The 18,884-nt window shown below is 63.2% G+C and carries 16 protein-coding genes; 11 read left to right on the top strand and 5 right to left on the bottom strand.

Annotation, left to right across the window (positions count from 1 at the left end; translation table 11 throughout):
- Positions 1–6: 6 nt before the first annotated feature.
- The 3 genes from torD to torC form a co-directional block, all read right to left on the bottom strand.
- Positions 7–675 carry a molecular chaperone TorD gene (gene torD, locus WIR04_RS15745; protein ID WP_338888153.1) on the bottom strand — a complete coding sequence of 223 codons (669 nt, stop codon included), beginning with the start codon at positions 673–675 and terminating at the stop codon, positions 7–9.
- A 99-nt stretch (positions 676–774) separates the two neighbouring features.
- The gene (gene torA, locus WIR04_RS15740; protein WP_338888151.1) at positions 775–3,267 is read right to left on the bottom strand and encodes a trimethylamine-N-oxide reductase TorA; all 2,493 of its coding nucleotides are present in this window, start codon (positions 3,265–3,267) and stop codon (positions 775–777) included.
- A gap of 40 nt (positions 3,268–3,307) precedes the next feature.
- The gene (gene torC, locus WIR04_RS15735) at positions 3,308–4,474 is read right to left on the bottom strand and encodes a pentaheme c-type cytochrome TorC (protein ID WP_338888149.1); all 1,167 of its coding nucleotides are present in this window, start codon (positions 4,472–4,474) and stop codon (positions 3,308–3,310) included.
- Between the two features lie 145 nt (positions 4,475–4,619).
- On the opposite strand from torC, the gene torR reads away from it, so the two are divergent.
- Positions 4,620–5,333 carry a two-component system response regulator TorR gene (torR, locus tag WIR04_RS15730; protein WP_338888147.1) on the top strand — a complete coding sequence of 238 codons (714 nt, stop codon included), beginning with the start codon at positions 4,620–4,622 and terminating at the stop codon, positions 5,331–5,333.
- Positions 5,334–5,347: 14 nt separating this feature from the next.
- Here the strand turns inward: torR and torT are convergent, their stop codons facing one another.
- On the bottom strand, positions 5,348–6,400 hold the full coding sequence (gene torT, locus WIR04_RS15725; RefSeq protein WP_338888145.1) for a TMAO reductase system periplasmic protein TorT: 1,053 nt from the start codon (positions 6,398–6,400) through the stop codon (positions 5,348–5,350).
- Positions 6,401–6,470: 70 nt separating this feature from the next.
- Between torT and torS the strand changes: the two genes are divergently transcribed.
- Entirely contained in the window at positions 6,471–9,290 is a 2,820-nt protein-coding gene (gene torS / locus WIR04_RS15720; protein WP_338888143.1) for a TMAO reductase system sensor histidine kinase/response regulator TorS, read from the top strand.
- Positions 9,291–9,335: 45 nt separating this feature from the next.
- On the opposite strand, the gene WIR04_RS15715 is transcribed toward torS, so the two are convergent.
- The gene (locus WIR04_RS15715) at positions 9,336–9,623 is read right to left on the bottom strand and encodes a hypothetical protein (protein ID WP_025326025.1); all 288 of its coding nucleotides are present in this window, start codon (positions 9,621–9,623) and stop codon (positions 9,336–9,338) included.
- 430 nt (positions 9,624–10,053) lie between these two features.
- Between WIR04_RS15715 and glyA the strand changes: the two genes are divergently transcribed.
- The 9 genes from glyA (at position 10,054) to WIR04_RS15670 (ending at position 18,114) form a co-directional block, all read left to right on the top strand.
- Entirely contained in the window at positions 10,054–11,307 is a 1,254-nt protein-coding gene (gene glyA, locus WIR04_RS15710; RefSeq protein ID WP_338888140.1) for a serine hydroxymethyltransferase, read from the top strand.
- A gap of 152 nt (positions 11,308–11,459) precedes the next feature.
- Positions 11,460–11,909 carry a transcriptional regulator NrdR gene (gene nrdR, locus WIR04_RS15705; protein ID WP_025326027.1) on the top strand — a complete coding sequence of 150 codons (450 nt, stop codon included), beginning with the start codon at positions 11,460–11,462 and terminating at the stop codon, positions 11,907–11,909.
- A gap of 297 nt (positions 11,910–12,206) precedes the next feature.
- Positions 12,207–13,316 (top strand): bifunctional diaminohydroxyphosphoribosylaminopyrimidine deaminase/5-amino-6-(5-phosphoribosylamino)uracil reductase RibD, encoded by a 1,110-nt coding sequence (ribD, locus tag WIR04_RS15700; RefSeq protein ID WP_338888137.1) that lies wholly within the window; start codon positions 12,207–12,209, stop codon positions 13,314–13,316.
- Positions 13,317–13,370: 54 nt separating this feature from the next.
- Positions 13,371–14,024 carry a riboflavin synthase gene (locus WIR04_RS15695; protein WP_338888135.1) on the top strand — a complete coding sequence of 218 codons (654 nt, stop codon included), beginning with the start codon at positions 13,371–13,373 and terminating at the stop codon, positions 14,022–14,024.
- Between the two features lie 142 nt (positions 14,025–14,166).
- Positions 14,167–15,276, top strand: a complete 1,110-nt coding sequence (gene ribBA / locus WIR04_RS15690) for a bifunctional 3,4-dihydroxy-2-butanone-4-phosphate synthase/GTP cyclohydrolase II (RefSeq protein ID WP_338888133.1) — start codon at positions 14,167–14,169, stop codon at positions 15,274–15,276.
- 292 nt (positions 15,277–15,568) lie between these two features.
- The gene (gene ribE, locus WIR04_RS15685; protein WP_025326031.1) at positions 15,569–16,039 is read left to right on the top strand and encodes a 6,7-dimethyl-8-ribityllumazine synthase; all 471 of its coding nucleotides are present in this window, start codon (positions 15,569–15,571) and stop codon (positions 16,037–16,039) included.
- A gap of 14 nt (positions 16,040–16,053) precedes the next feature.
- Complete coding sequence (nusB, locus tag WIR04_RS15680; RefSeq protein WP_025326032.1) at positions 16,054–16,467, top strand: transcription antitermination factor NusB; 414 nt, start codon at positions 16,054–16,056, stop codon at positions 16,465–16,467.
- A gap of 202 nt (positions 16,468–16,669) precedes the next feature.
- Positions 16,670–17,629, top strand: coding sequence for a thiamine-phosphate kinase (gene thiL, locus WIR04_RS15675; protein WP_338888129.1), 960 nt, complete (start codon positions 16,670–16,672; stop codon positions 17,627–17,629).
- Positions 17,626–18,114: a phosphatidylglycerophosphatase A gene (locus tag WIR04_RS15670; RefSeq protein WP_338888127.1), complete on the top strand. Its 489-nt coding sequence runs from the start codon at positions 17,626–17,628 to the stop codon at positions 18,112–18,114. The genes thiL and WIR04_RS15670 overlap by 4 nt, the downstream gene beginning before the upstream one ends.
- The last annotated feature ends 770 nt before the right edge of the window (positions 18,115–18,884 follow it).

The raw sequence follows: 18,884 nt of genomic DNA, 5'->3' as shown, positions 1-18,884 counted from the left end.
CGAGGCTTAGTCGGCAGACTGCGCCGGCTTGACCAGGCTTAGGTAGTTGGCATCCATGGTGAGGAAGACCCCCAGCAGGCGGGCGCTGGCACCGTAGAAACCAAACCGGTCTGCGGCGCGGCAAGCGGCCTCGAAGCGCGGGAACCAGGCGAGCAGATGCTCGTGCAGCAGCGCTTCCTGCTCCCCGAGCCAGCTCTCCCGCTGGGCGGCGGTGGTCGCTTCCGCCGCACGGATGATGAGGTTGCCCATCAGATCCAGCTCTATGGCCAGATGGTCCGCAGGCTCTTTGTATTTATCGCTGACATTGATGCCGAGGCGATCGAGGCGAGCCTGCATCTCGGCCATGGGGGCCTGCATCAGCAACTTGGCATCGCCCCGGTAGAGGGACTCGTAGGGCAGGGCACCCTGTTTGGGATCCACCAGAAACAGGCCGGCGAAGTCGGCAGCGAGTTCCAGTTGGCGATCCGGGCGCACCAGCAGGCGGGCTATGGCCTCGTTGAGCTCGGCCACGGCCTCGCGCATGGGATCCAGAGTGGAGAGGCTTTTCAGGAAGCTTCGCACGTCATAGGTGTCATATTCGGCGATCTGCTCATCACTGAGTTCGGTGGCAAACAGGGTGGAAAACCACCAGTAGAGTTGGGCCCGGCGTTCGCTGGTAGCCATGAATTCCTGCATTTTTCCTCCGTGGATGGCAATCGGGAGCCTTGATGGCTCCCGATTCTAACGACTTTAAAAATAAAGGAAACTCAAGGGGGCGCTTTCGTCCCCCCGGGGTCAGAGTGCCGGGAACATGGGGTCGATGCCCTTGACCGATTCCGGCGCGCCGAAGGCGGTGACGGCAGGTGCCTGCCCGCGGAACTTCTCGATTTCCACCAGCGCGGTATGGGCCGTGGTGGCCTGTGCCAGGCTGGAGGAGCCGATGTCGGCGGTCAGTACGTTGGGATCCCCATAGGTACAGAGGGTGCCCACCTTGCCGCCCTCTTGCGGGCCATACCAGGCCCCCTCCTGGATCCTGACCACGCCGGGAGCGTAGTCATCGCTTACCACCAGACCAGCCAGTACCTGACCGCGACCGTTGAACACCCGCACCAGATCCCCGTCCTTGAGGCCCCGGGATTCGGCATCCTGCGGGTTCATATAGACAGGCTCGCGACCCTGCACAGTGTAAGTGGCGCGGTAGTTGTCGGAGGAGCAGAGCTGGCTGTGCAGCCGCTTGTCCGGGTGGCAGGATTGCAGGTGCAGCGGGAAACGCGCGCTGCCCGGCCCGCCGTGGGAGCGCTCGTAGGGTTCGATCCAGACCGGGTGGCCCGGGCAATCCCCATAGCCGTAGTCGGCGATGGTCTTGGAGTAGATCTCGATAAGGCCAGAGGGGGTACCGAGCGGTTCCAGATCCGGCTCCTGACGGAACGAGGCGTGGCGCACCCAGGGCTGGCCAGCCGGGAAGCTGACGAAGCCTTCGCCGTGCCAGAACTGGCTGAAACGGGGCAGACGGATGCCGATGCCGCGACCCTGCAGACGGGCGTCGTCATAGATGCTCTGGATCCACTCCAGCTTGCTCTTGCCGCCGGTGAACTCGGCCTCGCGACCGAAGCGACGGCAGAGATCGGCGAAGATGTCGTAGTCATCGCGCGCTTCGAACAGCGGCTCCACGACCTTGTACATGGCCAGAATGCCCGCATTGGAGTGAGAACCCCACTGCTCGATGTCATCCCGCTCGTAGGTGGTTGTGGCGGGCAGCACGATATCGGCGAAGCGGCAGCTGGCGGTCCACTGGTGATCGATGCTGACCACGGTTTCCAGCTTGCGCCAGGCAGCGACCATCTTGTTGCGATCCTGCTGGTGGTGGAAGGGGTTGTTGCCGCAGAACACCGCCATCTTCATGTGGGGGTAGGTGATGGTCTGGCCGTTGAAGGCGATGGTCTTGCCCGGATTGAGGATACAGTCGACGAAACGGGCCACCGGAATGTATTTGGAGTAGCCCTTCCAGTCGCCGTCATGGAGCGGCTTGACCCCTGGAATGACCGAGCTGAAACCGGACATGATGGGGCCGCTGGAGGTGATGGTGCCCGCCCCGTTGTAGTGCCAGCCAAAGCCGTAACCGCCCCCCGGCAGGCCGATCTGGCCAATCATCGAGGCCAGTACCACCAGCATCCAGGCGTACTGCTCGCCGTGGTGCATGCGCTGTACACACCAGCCGCCGATGAGCTGGGTACGGCCGCTGCTCATGGCGCGAGCCAGCTCGCGGATGGTCTCGGCAGGTACGCCACAGATGGCGGCCGCCCACTCGGCATCCTTCACCTGACCATCCTTGGTGCCCAGCAGGTAGGGCAGGAACTTGTCAAAACCTGTGGTGTAGTTCTTCAGGAACGCCTCGTCGTGGCGCTTCTCGCTGTAGAGGCTGTGGGCTATGCCCAGCATCAGCGGCACGTCGGTCTGCGGATTCAGGGTCACCTGATCGCAATTGAGGTATTTCTGTGTCTTGGATTTGACCGGGTCGACGCTGATCACCCGGATCTCCCCCTTGGCCACCTTCTCTTTGAGCTGTGCCCAGTAGTCGTAGACGCTGTGATCCGGCACCAGCCAGCCCACCTGCAGGTTCTTGATGGGGTCAGACCCCCAGATGACGATGGTCTTGCTGTGCTCCAGCACCAGCGGCCAGGAGGTCTGCTGCTCATATACCTCCATGGCGCCCGCCACGTGGGGCAGGATCACCTGGGCGGCGCCGGTGGAGTAGTCACCGGCCTTGGCCAGATAGGTGCCGTGCAGGTTCATGGCGCGTCCCAGCATGGCGCCGGCGGAGTGCAGCTTGCCCACCGACTGCCAGCCGGAGTGACCGGCATAGAGGGCGCTCGGGCCATGGGTTTTCTGCACCCGCTCCAGCTCGTGATAGAAGAAGTCCAGCGCCTGGGACCAGGTGACCCGCACGAAGCGGTTCTGGCCGCGTTCGCTGGTGTCGGACTGGTGGCCCTTGCGCAGCCAGTCCAGCCGCACCATGGGACAGCGGATGCGGGAGGGGTTGTAGACCACCTCACTCAAGGCCTTGAGCATGTCGGTGGGGTGTTTGTCATGCTCGAACGGCAGGGTCTCGACCCAGCGGCCATCGACGACCCGGGCACGGAAGGCGCCCCAGTGGGAGCCGGACTGCACCAGCTTGTCGCCAGACTCGGCAGCCATCACGGCGCGACCGAGCAGGGAGGGGCCGATGAGGGCAGAGGCACCGCTGGCCAGCAAGCCACCCAGAAAACCACGACGGGAAATGTTGATCATCTTGTTATTCCTCTCTCGGATCCGGAACTCGAATCCGGAATTAGTGGCTGCCCTGACCACCGGTATCGGCGGCATGGTTTTGCAGGTACTTGAGCAGGGTGCGCTCCTCTTCCTTGCTGAGGCGGTAGTAGGCAGACATCGCCTTGAGCCCCGAGATCCAGCCGTTGGCAGTGAAGTGAGCGGGATCCGGCGCGCCGTGGCAGGAGTTGCAGGTGGACTTGTACATCTCGCCGGCATAATCCCAGATCGGCTTGAGCGAGGATTCAAAGCCCTTGCCATCGACCCAGGCCTGCACCTGCACCTGCTCCCACTGGATATGGGTGGCGCTGTCGGTCTCCTGCTTGAGCACTTTCTCGCTTGCTTTCAGCTCGTCACGGATGGTGGCGACAAAGACTCGCTTGCCCATGTATTCGCTCAGCACCCGGCCCTTGCCGTCACTCTCGCGCCACCCTTCGATGGTCACCTTGAGGCGATCGCCGCTGCGGGCCACCACTTCGATGCGGGAGGCGGGCAGCAGTTTGCCGACCGGGTCGGTGCTCTGTTCGCTGGCATAGAGATCTTTTTCACCCAGGTTGTAGAGGGTGTCGCCGGCAGGCGCCTGCTGGGCTTCGCTGGCCAGGGTGGCGTAGGTGGCCCGGAAGCCCCCCGCCATGTTGGGCAGCTCGTGGGCTATGCCCTTGTGGCACTCGATGCAGTTCATGTTCTTCGCCGCTGCATCTTTCATCGCCAGCGCAGCCGCCGGGGACTGTTTGGCGTGATCCATGTTGTCGTAGCTGTGGCAGGACTTGCAGGTCTTGGAGTTCTGGCTGCTCATCCGGGCCCACACCTTCTCGGCCAGATGCAGGCGTCTGTCCTCGAACTTCTCCTGGGTGTCGATGCTGTGGCCTATGTACTCCTGATAGAGGTCGTTGGCCGCCTCCATCTTGCGGGCCACCTTGCCGACGAAATCCTTCGGCTGGTGACAGTCGGTACAAACCGCCTGTACCCCTGAGGCATTCTTGAAGTGGATGGACTCCTTGTACTCCGGATAGACGGTGTCTTTCATGGAGTGGCAGGAGATGCAGAATTCGAGGCTGCTGGTCTTCTCGAAGCCATAGTGCAGGCCGACGGTGCCAGCGAGGGTGACGCCGACGCCCACCAGAAGCAGCGCCAGTACCGACCAGCGACGGCTGGGGGTGCGCAGGAAGTGCCACAGTTTTTTCATCATGCTCTCTCACATCACTTTTTTGATGGGGGCCATGATAGGGAGGCGTTGTGAACAGGGCTGTCGCCAGAAATTAATGAAATAGGGGTATTTATGACAAAATGTGAATAGAATAATCCTCCCTTGTCGACCATCGTGAACCCTGCCCATGAGCTACCACATTCTGGTTGTTGAAGATGATGCGGTGACCCGCGAGAAGCTGACCGGCTATTTCGAGCGGGAGGGCTATCGGGTGACGGCGGTGGAAAACGGCCAGGAGATGCGCGCCGTGCTGGCGGAGCAGACGGTCGATCTGGTGATGCTGGATATCAACCTGCCGGGGGAAGATGGCCTGCTGCTGACCCGTGAGCTGAGGGCGCGCAGCACTGTGGGGATCATTCTGGTCACCGGCCGCAGCGATGCGGTGGACCGAATTGTCGGCCTCGAGATGGGGGCCGATGACTATGTCACCAAGCCGTTCGAGCTTCGGGAGCTGCTGGTGCGGGTCAAGAATCTGCTGTGGCGGATCTCGCTGGCTGCCGCCGCGCCGAACGAGCTGGCAGCGGCTGACGATGCGGTGCGCTTTGGCCCCTGGCGTTTTGACATTCCCCGCCGCCAGCTCAGCAAGGACGGGGTGCCGGTGCGTCTGACCAAGGCCGAATATGAAGTGCTGGTGGCCTTTGTCGCCCATGCCGGGCGGGTACTCAGCCGGGAGCGGATCCTCAGCCTCATCAGCCATCGCGGCGATGGCCCGAGCGATCGCACCATCGACGTGCTGATCCGGCGGCTGCGGGGCAAGATGGAGCCGGATCCCCGGGATCCCCAGCTCTTTGTCACCGTCCATGGTGAAGGCTATCTGTTTGCCGGCGAGCTGGCCCCCTGAATCAGGTGACCGGGCTAATGATCGGCGGGGGCGGCACCGACCCGATAGACGGGGCGAAAAGCCCCATCGGATAGAGAGTTGGCGGTGTCGGCCAGGGGCCCATCCAGGGTCAGAATGGGGGGGCCCATCACCCGCGGGCACTGCTGCTCGCCCGCCTCGGGATGCTGTAGCAGGCAGACCGCCTGAGCCACCGCAAGGCGCCCCTGCAGCCGCATCTGATCGCTGTTGGCCGCCAGCATCTTGCCCCGGCGCAGGCCGCGCTGCACCCCGTGACTGAAGTAGGTGCTGAGCACTCTGGGCCTGTCGAGATGGCGCTGGGCCAGCTCGTTCACCGCCACTTCGGCGGCGATGGCCCCCCCCACCAGATAGTCGAGGTCCGGGTGGCGGGCCAGGGTCTGCTGCACCAGGGTGCGCTGGATTTCGCGGCTGTTGTCACCGCGGGCAGTGGTGACCAGTTTGATGGCGCTCCCCTGGATGGCGTCGGCAAAGCCCGGCTCCACGAAGTTGTTGCCGCCGCTCGCCTGCGGGCCGGGGAAGAGGGCGACCGAGACGGGTTTGCTGCCGGCGGGGTGGCGCCGCGCCAGCCAGTGGCCCATCTGCCAGCCCATCTGGTACCAGGAGACCCCCACCTTGGCCCGCACCAGACCGCCGGGCAGATCGTTGACCAGGCCGAATACCGGCAGCGGGCTGGCAACGACAGCCTCCCTCAGCCCCTCATAACTCACCGCGCCGAGCAGTATGGCGTCGCTCCCCTCCCTCAGGCACTGCTGCAACTGCTGCCGCTGCTCTGCCAGGGCGCCGTAGCCCCCCGCCTCGTGGATCCGCAAGCTGACCCCCAGCCGTGTCGCCTCTTCCACCATGCCCTGATTGACCGAGAGCCAGTAGGCGTCCCGCAGATGGGGATAGAGGGCGCACAGGGTCAGGGGGGATTGGAGAGGGGCGGGTTCTGGCCAGTGAAGGCGCACGGGCTGGCCGCCGAACTCGCCTGCGGGCCAGTGGTCCACCTCGAAGGCGAGCAGGGGGCCAGGGAGCAGCATGAGCAAGAGGGAGAGATAGACGCTTCGCATGACCCGGGGTTTTGTTAAAGTGTGGGCCCGCATTATCCGGTCAAAGCCGACCACAACCAAGGTGCTGAGCGTGAGAATCTTTTCCGGCCTGGGTGGCAAGTTGCTGCTGGCCTTCTCCCTGATGGCGTTGCTGACCCTGAGTGCCTCCCTGTTGGGCTGGGTAGGGCTTAGCCATCTGCGCCAGCTGGAGCAGGGAGTGCAGCAGACCCTGGCCGATCAGGAGCTGGCCCGCACGCTCTCTCGCCTCAGCGGCGAGATCCAGAGCGCTTCAAGGTTGCTGGCCACTGCGACCAGTGAGCAGGAGCGGGAGCATCAGGGGCGCTTGCTCACCCTGCAGGGACAACAGCTGCAGCAGGTGCTGGCACAACTTGGCCGTGGACAGGGTTCAACAACCCTCGATCAGCTCAGCCAGAGCATCATCGGCAATCTGGGCCAGCAGGGCTGGCTGGTGGGGGAGCGCCTGACTCTGATGGCCCAGGGCGAGGCACAGCGGGCCCGCCTGGTGGCGGCGGCCGGGCAGATCGCCGAGCTGGCGCGCAGCCAGATGGAGAATGCCGAAACCGTGATGGTGGCGGGGCTGGGCTCCCTCTACCAACAGCAAGGGGGGCAGGCAGCCCGGACGCTGGACCGCTTGCTGGAGCAGGATCTCGACTGGCTGGAGCAGATGACCGAGTTGCGTCATCGCACCCTGATGCAGCAGCAGCGCATCGAGGAGATGTGGCGCAGCGAACGGCAGGAGCGCTTGCAGACGCTGTTGCAGGAGGGGCAACGAGAGCTGGCGATCTTGCAGCTGCGGGCCGGGGCTGTGACGGATCCGGCCCGCCGCCAGGGGGTGGAGCAGGCGCTGACCCTGCTGGCGCAGAGCGACGAGCTGGTGCAGCTGCGCAGCGACTGGCTCGGCAAGGGAGAGGCGCTGCGGGTGCTGGCCAGCGCCAATGAGGCCTTGATGAGCAGCCTCAACCAGCAGGTCGGTGAGCTGGTAAGCCGTGCCCGCGACTCCCTGGGAGAGAGCCAGCAGGCGTTAAGCCAGCGTCTCAGGCTGCTGGAGCAGGCTCTGATGGGGATAGGTCTGCTTACCTTGGTGCTGCTGATGCTGTTGATGTGGCGCATGGTCTACGGCCGCATCGTCTGGCCGCTGCAACGGGCGGTGGCGGGGATGAGCCGGCTGGCGCGCGGGGATCTGGCCCCTCTGGACCCGATCGCAGGGACGGGCCGTGACGAGCTGGCGGAGCTGGGGCGGGCCCTGCAGGTGTTTCGTGACAATGCCGTCGAGCTGGGCCGCTATCAGCGGGATCTGGAGTCACGGGTGGTGGAGCGGACTGTGCAGCTCAGCCACGCCAACCAGCGTCTCAACGAGGAGGTGGAGAATCAGCGCCTGGCCCGCGCCGAGGCGGAGCAGGCCAACCGGGCCAAGTCGGTCTTCCTCGCCACCATGAGCCATGAAATTCGCACCCCCATGAACGGCATTCTGGGGGGGCTGACCCTGCTGGAAGATACCCACCTGAGCGAAACCCAGCGGCGCTATCTCGCCGCCATCGAGCACAGTGGCGAATCCTTGCTGGAGATCCTCAATGACATCCTCGACTACTCCAAAATCGAGGCGGGCCACCTGGAGGCGCGCCGGGAACCTTTCCCGCTGCATCAGCTGGTGGATGAGCTGAGCGCCCTGTTCAGGCCCAAGGCAGAGGCCAGAGGAGTGGCCCTGGTACTGGAATACGCCCCCACTTTGCCCCCCGTGGTGGAAGGGGATCTGGGCAAGCTGCGTCAGGTGCTCGCGAACCTCCTGGGCAACGCGGTCAAGTTCACCGCCAGGGGGCGGATCTGCCTCGAGGTGAGCCCCCTCCCATGCGGTGGCCCCTGCGCCGAGCCCTGTATCCTGTTTGCGGTGAGCGATACCGGCCCCGGTATTCCTGTGCATGAGCAGGAGGCGGTATTCGAGGCGTTCCGCCAGCGCAAGCGGGACATGGGGCATCAGGGGGGCACCGGACTCGGGCTTGCCATCAGTCGCAAGCTGGTGGCCGCCATGGGGGGTGAGCTGCACCTCGACAGCCGCCCCGGGGAGGGTTGCCGCTTCAGCTTCAGCCTGCCCCTGCAACGCTCGGCCGCCCAGTTGCCGGCCGCGGCCCAGCCGCTGCACCTCGGCCAGCCGCGCGACATCCTGCTGGTGGAGGACAACGAGATCAACCGGCTGGTGGCCGAGGGCATGCTGGTGCGCCTAGGCCACAGTGTCACCCTGGCGGAAGACGGGCGATCTGCGTTGGCGCGGGTGACGGAGCGGGGTTTCGATCTGGCGCTGCTCGACATCAGTCTGCCGGACATGGACGGTCTGACCCTGCGCGAGGATCTGGCCGCCATCAGCGAGGAGGTGCACGAGCGCCCCCTGCCCGCCATCGCCATCTCGGCCCAGATGTATCCCGAGGATATCCGTCTCTGTCTGGAGGCGGGCTTCGCGGACTTTGTGGGCAAACCGGTGCGCCTGGCGGCGCTGGCCAGCGCCATCGACCGCCAGTTCCAGGGAGAGACAACGCAGGCCCCGCCGGGCGCGAGGGAGGGCGCCGTCAGCCCGCCCGCCCCCCAGGCCGCCAATCCCGTGCTGGACGCCGATCTGGCCTTGCTCGGCAGCCAGCGCATCCGTCAGCTCATCGGACTGTTTGAATCCCAGGGGGCGGCGCTGGTGGCCGCGCTGGTGCGGTGCGAGGGGGGAGAGCGCAAGGGGATGGCCCACAAGCTCAAGGGCAGTGCCCTGGCGCTCGGGCTGGATGACTTTGCCGCGCAGTGCGCCGCCCTGGAGGCGGGTGACGCTGATCCGGCAGGGCTGACCGGGGAGTTTGATGCGGCGGTGGCGACGCTCAAGGCGTGGCAGGAGAGGCACCTGACGACCCCACATTAGCCTCAGGTTGACCTGCCACCTGCGGCTGACCCGCCCCTACTCTCTTTACGTCTCGTCTCTATAGAGCGCCTGCTTGCAGCGGGGGCAGATGTGCTGGCGCCGGTAGTCGGTCTGGTGCACCACCCCCACCTCGAGCTGCTGATGATGGCCGCAATGGATGCAGAAGATGAGATCTCCATCGACGGCCTCGGGGTGGGCCGCCAGGTACTGCTCCCGGGTGGGCAGTGTCTCCCAGTTGGCGGTACAGACTCCCTTGCGGCTGCCGGTGTAGTAGACCCAGTAGAAGATGGCAAAGACAGCGACAATCACGAACAGCATCAGATGATCCATCATGGCGTTTCCCCTTGTGGTGAGAGAGGCAAATGCAGGGCTCTGGTGTGACCCTGTGCGCCAAAGGGCCCTGCCGTTGCCAGCCCATGGCCGCTCGCCAGGCTTCGCAGCCGTTGTACCGTCTAAAGATGTTATCTGTTAGTAAATGCTATATCCATGATCTGGCTCTGGTTTTTGCCCTCCGTTGGGGAGGACTCGGAGGGCGGGTCAGAGAGGAATGTCGGGCGATCCAGGAGGGGGCAAGTCGGCGGAGGGCACGCGGGCCCCGCGAGAGGCGAGGGGGAAGAGGGGTTTCCGGCTTCGAAAATTGCGACGTATTTTACATTTTATAAACAAGTTTTTGGGTGGTTGGACTGTCTCTTTGATCCAGCTCACGTTACAATGCGCGGGCCCACTTCACCTATCGCGCAAACGATTTTCAGGAGATAAACGGATGTTGAAACGTGACATGACCATCGCCGGCTATGATCCAGAGCTGTGGCAGGCCATCACAGACGAAACCCGTCGTCAGGAAGAACATATCGAGCTGATCGCGTCTGAGAACTACACCAGCCCCCGTGTCATGGAAGCCCAGGGCTCCCAGTTGACCAACAAGTACGCTGAAGGCTATCCGGCCAAGCGTTACTACGGTGGTTGCGAGTACGTCGACGTGGTCGAAACCCTGGCCATCGAGCGCGCCAAGGAACTGTTTGGTGCCACCTATGCCAACGTGCAGCCGCACTCCGGCTCCCAGGCCAACAGCGCCGTCTACATGGCCCTGCTGCAGCCGGGCGACACAGTGCTGGGCATGAACCTGGCCCACGGTGGTCACCTGACCCACGGCTCCCCGGTCAACTTCTCCGGCAAGCTGTACAACATCATCCCCTACGGCATCGATGAGTCCGGCAAGATCGACTATGACGAGATGGAGCGCCTGGCCGTTGAGCACAAGCCGAAGATGATGATAGGTGGCTTCTCCGCCTACTCTGGCGTGGTCGACTGGGCCCGCATGCGCGAAATCGCCGACAAGATCGGTGCCTACCTGTTCGTCGACATGGCTCACGTGGCCGGTCTGATTGCCGCAGGCGTCTACCCGAACCCGGTGCCCCACGCCCACGTGGTCACCTCCACCACCCACAAGACCCTGGCCGGTCCCCGTGGTGGTCTGATCCTCTCCGCCGCTGACGACGAAGATCTGTACAAGAAGCTGAACTCCGCCGTCTTCCCGGGTGGTCAGGGCGGCCCGCTGATGCACGTCATCGCCGGCAAGGCCGTGGCCTTCAAGGAAGCACTGGAGCCCGAGTTCAAGACCTACCAGGCCCAGGTCGTCAAGAACGCCAAGGCCATGGCCGCCACCTTCATGGAGCGCGGTTACAAGATTGTCTCCGGCGGTACCGACAACCACCTGATGCTGGTTGATTTGATCGGCCGCGAGCTGACCGGTAAGGACGCCGATGCCGCGCTCGGCAAGGCCAACATCACCGTCAACAAGAACTCGGTGCCGAATGACCCGCGCTCCCCCTTCGTCACCTCCGGTGTGCGGATCGGTACCCCGGCCATCACCCGCCGTGGTTTCAAGGAAGCCGAGTCCATCCAGTTGACCAACTGGATCTGCGACGTGCTGGACAACCACGACAACGACGCCGTGCTGGCCACAGTGCGCGAGAAGGTGCTGGACATCTGCCGCCGCTTCCCTGTCTATGCCTGATCGGCCAGACAGTCTGGTTTGAGACCAATGCCACCTTAGGGTGGCATTGTTTTTTCTGGGCTTTTACCGGCTTTGGATGGCCGTGCTACACTGGCCGGCCAAGATCCTGACCCCGCGGGGCAGGTGCCTTTTCCGTTAACGCCGGAGGTCAGATGCATTGCCCTTTCTGTAGTGCCGTTGATACCAAGGTGATCGACTCCCGTCTGGTGGCAGAAGGCCATCAGGTGCGCCGCCGTCGTGAATGCCTGCTCTGCCACGAGCGCTTCACCACCTTCGAGATGGCCGAGCTGGTGATGCCCCGTGTCATCAAGTCCAACGGCTCCCGCGAGCCCTTCAATGAAGACAAGCTGCGGGCCGGCATACTGCGGGCCCTGGAGAAGCGGCCGGTGAGCATGGAGGCCATCGAAAAGGGGGTCAACCACATCAAGTCCCGGCTGCGTGCCACCGGCGAGCGCGAAGTCGCCTCCCAGCTGGTGGGCAACCTGGTGATGGATGAGCTCAAGAGCCTGGACAAGGTGGCCTATATCCGCTTCGCCTCCGTCTATCGTAGCTTCGAGGACATCCGCGAATTCGGTGAAGAGATCGCCAAGCTGGAGAAGTAATGCTATCGGGTGGGCAAGGTGATATCCGCTTCGCTCCCCCTACCTCAGGTTTGAGGACATTCGCGAATTCGGTGAAGAGATCACCAAGCTGGAGAAGTAATGCTATCGGGTGGGCAAGGTGATATCCGCTTCGCTCCCCCTACCTCAGGTTTGAGGACATCCGCGAGTTTGGCGAAGAGATCGCCAAGCTGGAGAAGTAAGTCTTTCTGCTAACCCATGTTGCCGCGTCCGATTACGCTGCGCTAATCGAACCTACGATGCTGCGCAAAGCCGGGATGTTATGTCAGAGGAGCCCAGATGTTTAGTCAAGATGATTACCAATGGATGAGTCGGGCCCTCGAACTGGCCCGCCGCGGCCGTTACACCACGGCCCCCAATCCCTGTGTGGGCGCCGTGCTGGTGAAGGCCGGCGTGGTGGTGGGGGAGGGCTGGCACCAGCGTGCCGGTGAACCTCATGCCGAGGTCTATGCCCTGCATGCCGCCGGTGAAGAGGCCCGCGGCGCCACCGCCTATGTGACCCTGGAGCCCTGCTCCCATCACGGTCGCACCCCCCCCTGCGCCGAGGCGCTGATCAAGGCCGGCGTGACCCGGGTGGTCGCCGCCATGGTGGATCCCAATCCCCAGGTGGGGGGACGCGGCCTGCGCATGCTCTCCGAGGCGGGCATCAAGACCGACTTCGGCCTGCTCAGCGCCGAGGCCGAGGCCCTTAACCCGGGCTTCTTCAAGCGGATGCGCACCGCCTTCCCGCAGGTGACGGTCAAGCTCGGCGCCAGCCTGGACGGTCGCACCGCCATGGCGAGCGGCGAGAGCCAGTGGATCACCTCCCCGGAGGCGCGCCGCGACGTGCAGCGGCTGCGTGCCCGCCACGATGCGGTGCTCTCCAGCGCCGAGACGGTGCTGGCCGACGGCGCCTCCCTCAACGTGCGCTGGGACGAGCTGCCGGCCTCGGTCAAGGCCAGCTATCCCAGGGAGACCCTGCGCCAGCCGCTGCGGGTCATCGTCGATTCCCAAAACCGGCTCACCCCGGACCTGCCCCTGTTCCAGAGCGAGGGCCCCGTGCTGCTGGCCCGTCACAAGGTCGACGGGGACTGGCCGGCCTGGGTGCAGCAGCTGACCCTGCCGCTGCTGGATGGCAAGCTGGATCTGGTCAGCCTCTTCATGCTGCTGGCCAAGCAGAACATCAACTCTGTGCTGGTGGAGGCGGGCCCCAGGCTGTGCGGCGCTCTGCTGGCCAAGGGGCTGGTGGACGAGCTGGTGCTCTATCAGGCCCCCAAGCTGCTGGGGGACGAGGGACGCGGCCTGTTCCACCTGCCGGAGTTGACCAAGCTGTTCCAGGCCCCCAAGCTCACTCTCAAGGATGTGCGCCTGGTGGGGCAGGATATTCGCATCACAGCGAAAATTGCCTGATTTTTCACTGTCTATCGGGGCCGATTCGGCCCCGTCATTATCAAGGTGATCTGCATGTTTACCGGAATTATCGAAGCCATGGGGACCCTGGCCGCCCTGCGCCGCCAGGGGGATGACATGGCCCTCACAGTCCATGCCCCGACCCTGGACTTTGGCGACGTCAAGCTGGGCGACTCCATCGCCACCAACGGCGTCTGCCTGACCGTGGTGGCCCTGGGGGACAACAGCTACACCGCGGACGTCTCCCTTGAGACGCTCTCTCGCACCGGCTTTGCCGAGGCCAAGGTGGGGGATCCGGTGAACCTCGAGAAGGCGCTGATGCCGAGCTCCCGCCTCGGCGGCCACCTGGTTTCTGGCCATGTGGACGGCATAGGCGAGGTGAAGAGCAAGTCCAGCAGCGGCCGCGCCATCGAGTACTGGATCCAGGCGCCGACGGAGCTCTCCCGCTACATCGCCGAGAAGGGGTCGATTGCGGTGGATGGCATCAGCCTGACGGTCAACGCCGTGCAGGGGGACTTGTTCCGCCTGACGATAGTGCCCCACACCGCCCAGGAGACCACCATAACGCGCTGGAAACCGGGCCACAGGGTGAACCTGGAGGTGGATCAAATCGCCCGTTATCTGGAGCGACTGATGCAGGGCAGGGCGCAGGAGCAGGGCGGATCCAGCCTGACCCTGGAGACCCTGGCCCGATCCGGGTTTATCTGACAGGCAGGCGAGCGGGCAAAATACGGTTCTGTGATCCCGCTCCGATTGAAATGGGGCCCCGCGCCCCCATCTAGCAGACAATGATGCAGTATCAAGCCGAGCCGGCAGGCTCAATTCCCCAAGCATGTTGATGGAGTAGCCCATGGCGCTGAGCACAACCCAGGAAATCATTGCCGATATCAAGGCGGGCAAGATGGTGATCCTGATGGATGACGAAGACAGGGAGAACGAAGGGGACCTCATCATGGCCGCCTCCTGTGTCCGTCCGGAGGATATCAACTTCATGGCCCGTTACGGCAGGGGCTTAATCTGCCTGACCCTGACCCGGGATCGCTGCAAGCAGCTGGCGCTGCCGCTGATGGTCGATCGCAACAACGCCCAGTTCTCCACCGCCTTCACCGTGACCATAGAAGCGGCCGAGGGTGTGACCACCGGCATCTCCGCCGCCGATCGCGCCGTCACCGTACAGGCCGCCGTCGCACCGAACGCCAAGGCCGCCGATCTGGTGCAGCCTGGCCACATCTTCCCGCTGATGGCGCAGGATGGCGGTGTGCTGACCCGTGCCGGCCATACAGAAGCGGGCTGCGATCTGGCCCGTCTGGCCGGTTACGAGGCGGCCTCCGTCATCGTCGAGATCCTCAACGAGGATGGCACCATGGCGCGCCGTCCCGACCTTGAGATCTTCGCCGAGCAGCACGGCATCAAGCTCGGCACCATCGCCGACCTCATCGAGTACCGCAACCAGCACGAGACCACGGTGGAGAAGGTGGCCGAGTGCAAGCTGCCCACCGAGTTCGGGGAGTTTGATCTGGTCACCTTCCGCGACACCATCGACAACCAGGTGCACTTCGCCCTCAAGAAAGGCGAGGTGAAGGCCGACCTGCCGACCCTGGTGCGGGTCCATCTGCACGACGTGCTGAGCGATCTGCTGCTGACGGATCGCCACAGCGCCCGCAGCTGGCCGCTGCCCAAATCCATGGCCCGCATCGCCGAAGAGGGCGGTGTGCTGGTGATCCTGGGGGCCGAAGCCCAGGGTGCCGAGCTGCTGGCCCGGGTCAAGGGCTTTGAAGCCGCCGACAAGGGGCTGGCACCGGAAGGGGCCAAGTGGCAAGGCACCTCGCGCCGGGTCGGCGTGGGTTCCCAGATCCTCAAGGCGCTCGGGGTCGGCAAGATGCGCCTCTTGAGTTCGCCGAAGAAATACCATGCCCTAGGCGGCTTCGGCCTTGAGGTGGTGGAATACGTCGGCGAGTAAGCGTTTTGGTACTCGCTTGACGAAATACCATCCTCGTCAGCGGCTTCGGCCTTGAGGTAGTTGAGTACGTCGGCGAGTAAACGCCTTGGTACTCGCTCGATGAAGTATCCCCCTCTTCTCGGCGGTTTCGGTCTGGAAGTGGTGGAATACGTCGGCGAGTAAGCCCCTGATGGCTTGAATGACGATCATGGCCGCTCGTTGCGGCCATGGTTTTTTGTCGCGGCTCTGTTGTGCTAGAATGCGTGCACTTTTGGCCCCGGCCCCTATTGATTGCACAGAGACAGGATTTCCAATGAAGATTATCGAAGGGAATATCGCCGCTCCCGAGGCGCGTGTTGCTATTGTCGTTGCCCGTTTCAACAGCTTCATCAATGACAGCCTGGTGAACGGCGCGCTGGACGTGCTGAAGCGTCAAGGCCAGGTCCAGGACAGCAATATCACCCTGGTGCGCGTGCCGGGTGCCGTCGAAATTCCCCTGGCAGCCAAGAAGCTGGCCAAGAGCGGTCAATACGACGCCATAGTAGCGCTCGGTACCGTCATCCGTGGCGGCACCTATCACTTCGAACTGGTGGCGAGCGAGAACGGCAAGGGGCTGGCCCAGGTGATGATGGAGTATGACATTCCCGTCGCCTTCGGCGTACTGACCACTGAAAACATTGAACAAGCCATCGAGCGTGCCGGTACCAAGGCGGGTAACAAGGGTGCAGAGGCTGCACTGAGCGCGCTCGAAATGATCAACGTCCTGAAACAACTGGACGTGTAACGAGGAGAAGTACATTGAAACCGTCCGAGCGCCGTAAGGCCCGCCATTGCGCCACCCAGGCCATCTACCAGTGGCAGATGACCCAGGCCAACGTGGGCGACATCGAAGAGCAGTTCAAGATCGATCAGGACACCAAGGGTGTGGACCTGAGCTATTTCCGCGATCTGCTGTTCGGGGTAGCGGTCCACTGCAACGAGCTGGACAAGGTGTTCTCACCTTTCCTCTCCCGTCCGCTGGAAGAAGTGGACATGGTGGACAAGGCGATCCTGCGTCTGGCGACCTACGAGCTGACCCGTCGTGATGATGTGCCGCCGCGCGTGGTGATCAACGAAGCGATCGAGCTGGCCAAAGCCTTCGCCGCCGATGACAGCCACAAGTTTGTCAACGGTGTACTGGACAAGGTGATCAAGACGCTGCCCAAGCGTTGATCCCGTCGTCCATCAGCATTCAGTGCTGATAGATGCTCTGTCGCGAGAAGTCGTCAGCAAGGTGAAGAGCAGCGCAGGGGCCGGAGTGTATTAGAGATACATGAGGAGCCCGAGCAGCAGATGAGCCTTGATCACGATGCCGCAGCAAGCGCATCAACAGCATCTAAGAGAGGAGCCAGCTTAACCGCTGGCTTTTTACTGTATGGGTGAATTTGAGCTGATTGAGAAGTACTTCAAGGTCCCCCACGCCCGCAAGGACGTGGTGATGGGCCCAGGGGATGACTGCGCCCTGCTGACCCTGCCCGCCGATACCCAACTGGCGGTGAGCACCGATACCCTGGTGAGCGGCGTGCACTTCTTCCCGGACATGGATCCGGTGGATCTGGGCTACAAGGCGCTGGCGGTCAACCTCTCCGATCTCGCCGCCATGGGGGCCGAGCCGCGCTGGGTCTCCCTGGCGCTGACCCTGCCCGCCGTCAACGAGGCCTGGGTCGCGGGCTTTGCGGAAGGGTTCCTCGAGCTCGCCGAATATTACAATGTGGCCCTGGTAGGGGGAGACATGACCCGCGGGCCACTCTCCATCACCGTCTCGGTGAAGGGATCGGTGCCGACCGGCCGTGCCCTGATGCGCAGCGGCGCCAGGGTAGGGGACGGCATCTATGTCACCGGCACCCTGGGGGATGCGGCCCTGGCGCTCTCCCACCTGCTGGGCAAGCGCACCCTCAATGAGAACCAGCTGGCGGCCGTGCTGCCCAGGCTCGATCATCCCCATCCCCGCATTCTGGCCGGTCAGGCCCTGCGCGGGCTGGCAAGCAGCGCCCTGGATCTCTCCGACGGCCTGACTTCCGATCTCGGCCACATCCTCAAGGCGTCCGGTGTGCGGGCCCAGATCGATCTGGACCTGCTGCCCCTCTCGCCCGTGTTGCAGGACGCAGTGCCCGCACGGGATGCCTGGCAGCTGGCGCTGGCCGGCGGCGATGACTACGAACTCTGCTTCACGGTGCCACAAGAGCATCACGGTGCCCTGGACACGGCGCTGGCCAACTGTGGCGTCAGGTTCACCCGCATCGGCCGCATCCAGGCCGGCGACCCCGGCATCGACTATGTGCAGGATGAGCAGCCGGTCGAGCTTCATCTCAAGGGCTGGGATCACTTCGCATGAGCTTTTTCAAGATAAGGCCCGAGCTGAACAGCCTGAGCCTGAAGAACCCGCTCCACTGTCTGGCGCTGGGCTTTGGCGCCGGTCTCTCCCCCAGGGCACCGGGCACCATGGGGACCCTGGTGGCCATTCCGCTCTACCTGCTGGTGAGCGGTCTGCCGACCCCCTGGTTCATTGCCCTGCTGGCGGTGGGTTTCGTGGCGGGCATTCGCATCTGCCAGGCGGCCACCGATGCCATCGGCATGCCGGATCACGGTGCCATCGTCTGGGACGAGGTGATAGGCTTCGGCGTCACCATGATTGCCGCTCCGGCTGGCTGGGAGTGGGTGCTGGCCGGCTTTGTGCTGTTCCGGCTGTTCGACGTGCTCAAGCCCTGGCCCATCTCCTGGTTCGATCGCCGCATTCACGGCGGGCTCGGCATCATGCTGGATGATCTCATCGCCGGTCTGTTCGCCCTGCTCTGCATGCAGTTGCTGGCTGGCTGGTAAGGCGGGGTCGGCGGTCAGGGCCGTCATGGCGGGCTCGGCATCATGCTGGATGATCTCATCGCCGGTCTGTTCGCCCTGTTCTGCATGCAGTTGCTGGCTCGCTGGTAAGGCGGGGTCGGCGGTCAGGGCCGTCATGGCGGGCTTGGCCCTCGATGCCGCGCAGTGTCATCCTCTGTCTGCCCGCTCTTTCCATACAATTAAGCTTCAGGCGCAGTTCCTTGGTGGGACTGCGCCTTTTTGTATGCAATCCCCCCGGCTTGTCCGGTGACGGCGCACTGGGCTCTGGCAGATCATTCTGAGTTGACCCTATTTATCTCTGCTTAGTTTTCCTTCATCCAGATATGCTGTCGTTAAAAAATCATTTCACATAAATATTCACTACTCATTCGAAGCCGCGTAGTCTGTATTGAATAGTGAATTCGATTGCTTGTTACATCTTTGTTGAAGTTTAAATAAGGTAATCTCTCGCATTGCCATCACAATCTCTGATAATGTGATATTTGTCGACATTTTTCGCCAATGGCGAGTGCGTTATCTGCGCAAAGTATTGCGAAATTGTATAACTGGATCATTTACACCCGCGGACAAACCGACTAACTTACTCGCGGGTTATTCCAAAAAAATGCAAAAAACCCGCCCGGATCGCTGGTTTGGCTGCCTCATGGATTGAGCGTTTATTACACAAGACAAGCTCTCAACATAAGTACCAAGGCACAACCAGCATCTGCGGCTGATTTACGGACGAATTATTTGGGACGGATGTCCCCCGC

Source organism: Aeromonas rivipollensis, from assembly GCF_037811135.1.
GTDB lineage: Bacteria > Pseudomonadota > Gammaproteobacteria > Enterobacterales > Aeromonadaceae > Aeromonas > Aeromonas rivipollensis.
Note: the sequence above shows the minus strand (reverse complement) of the source record. Positions and strands in the feature narration are given on the sequence as shown.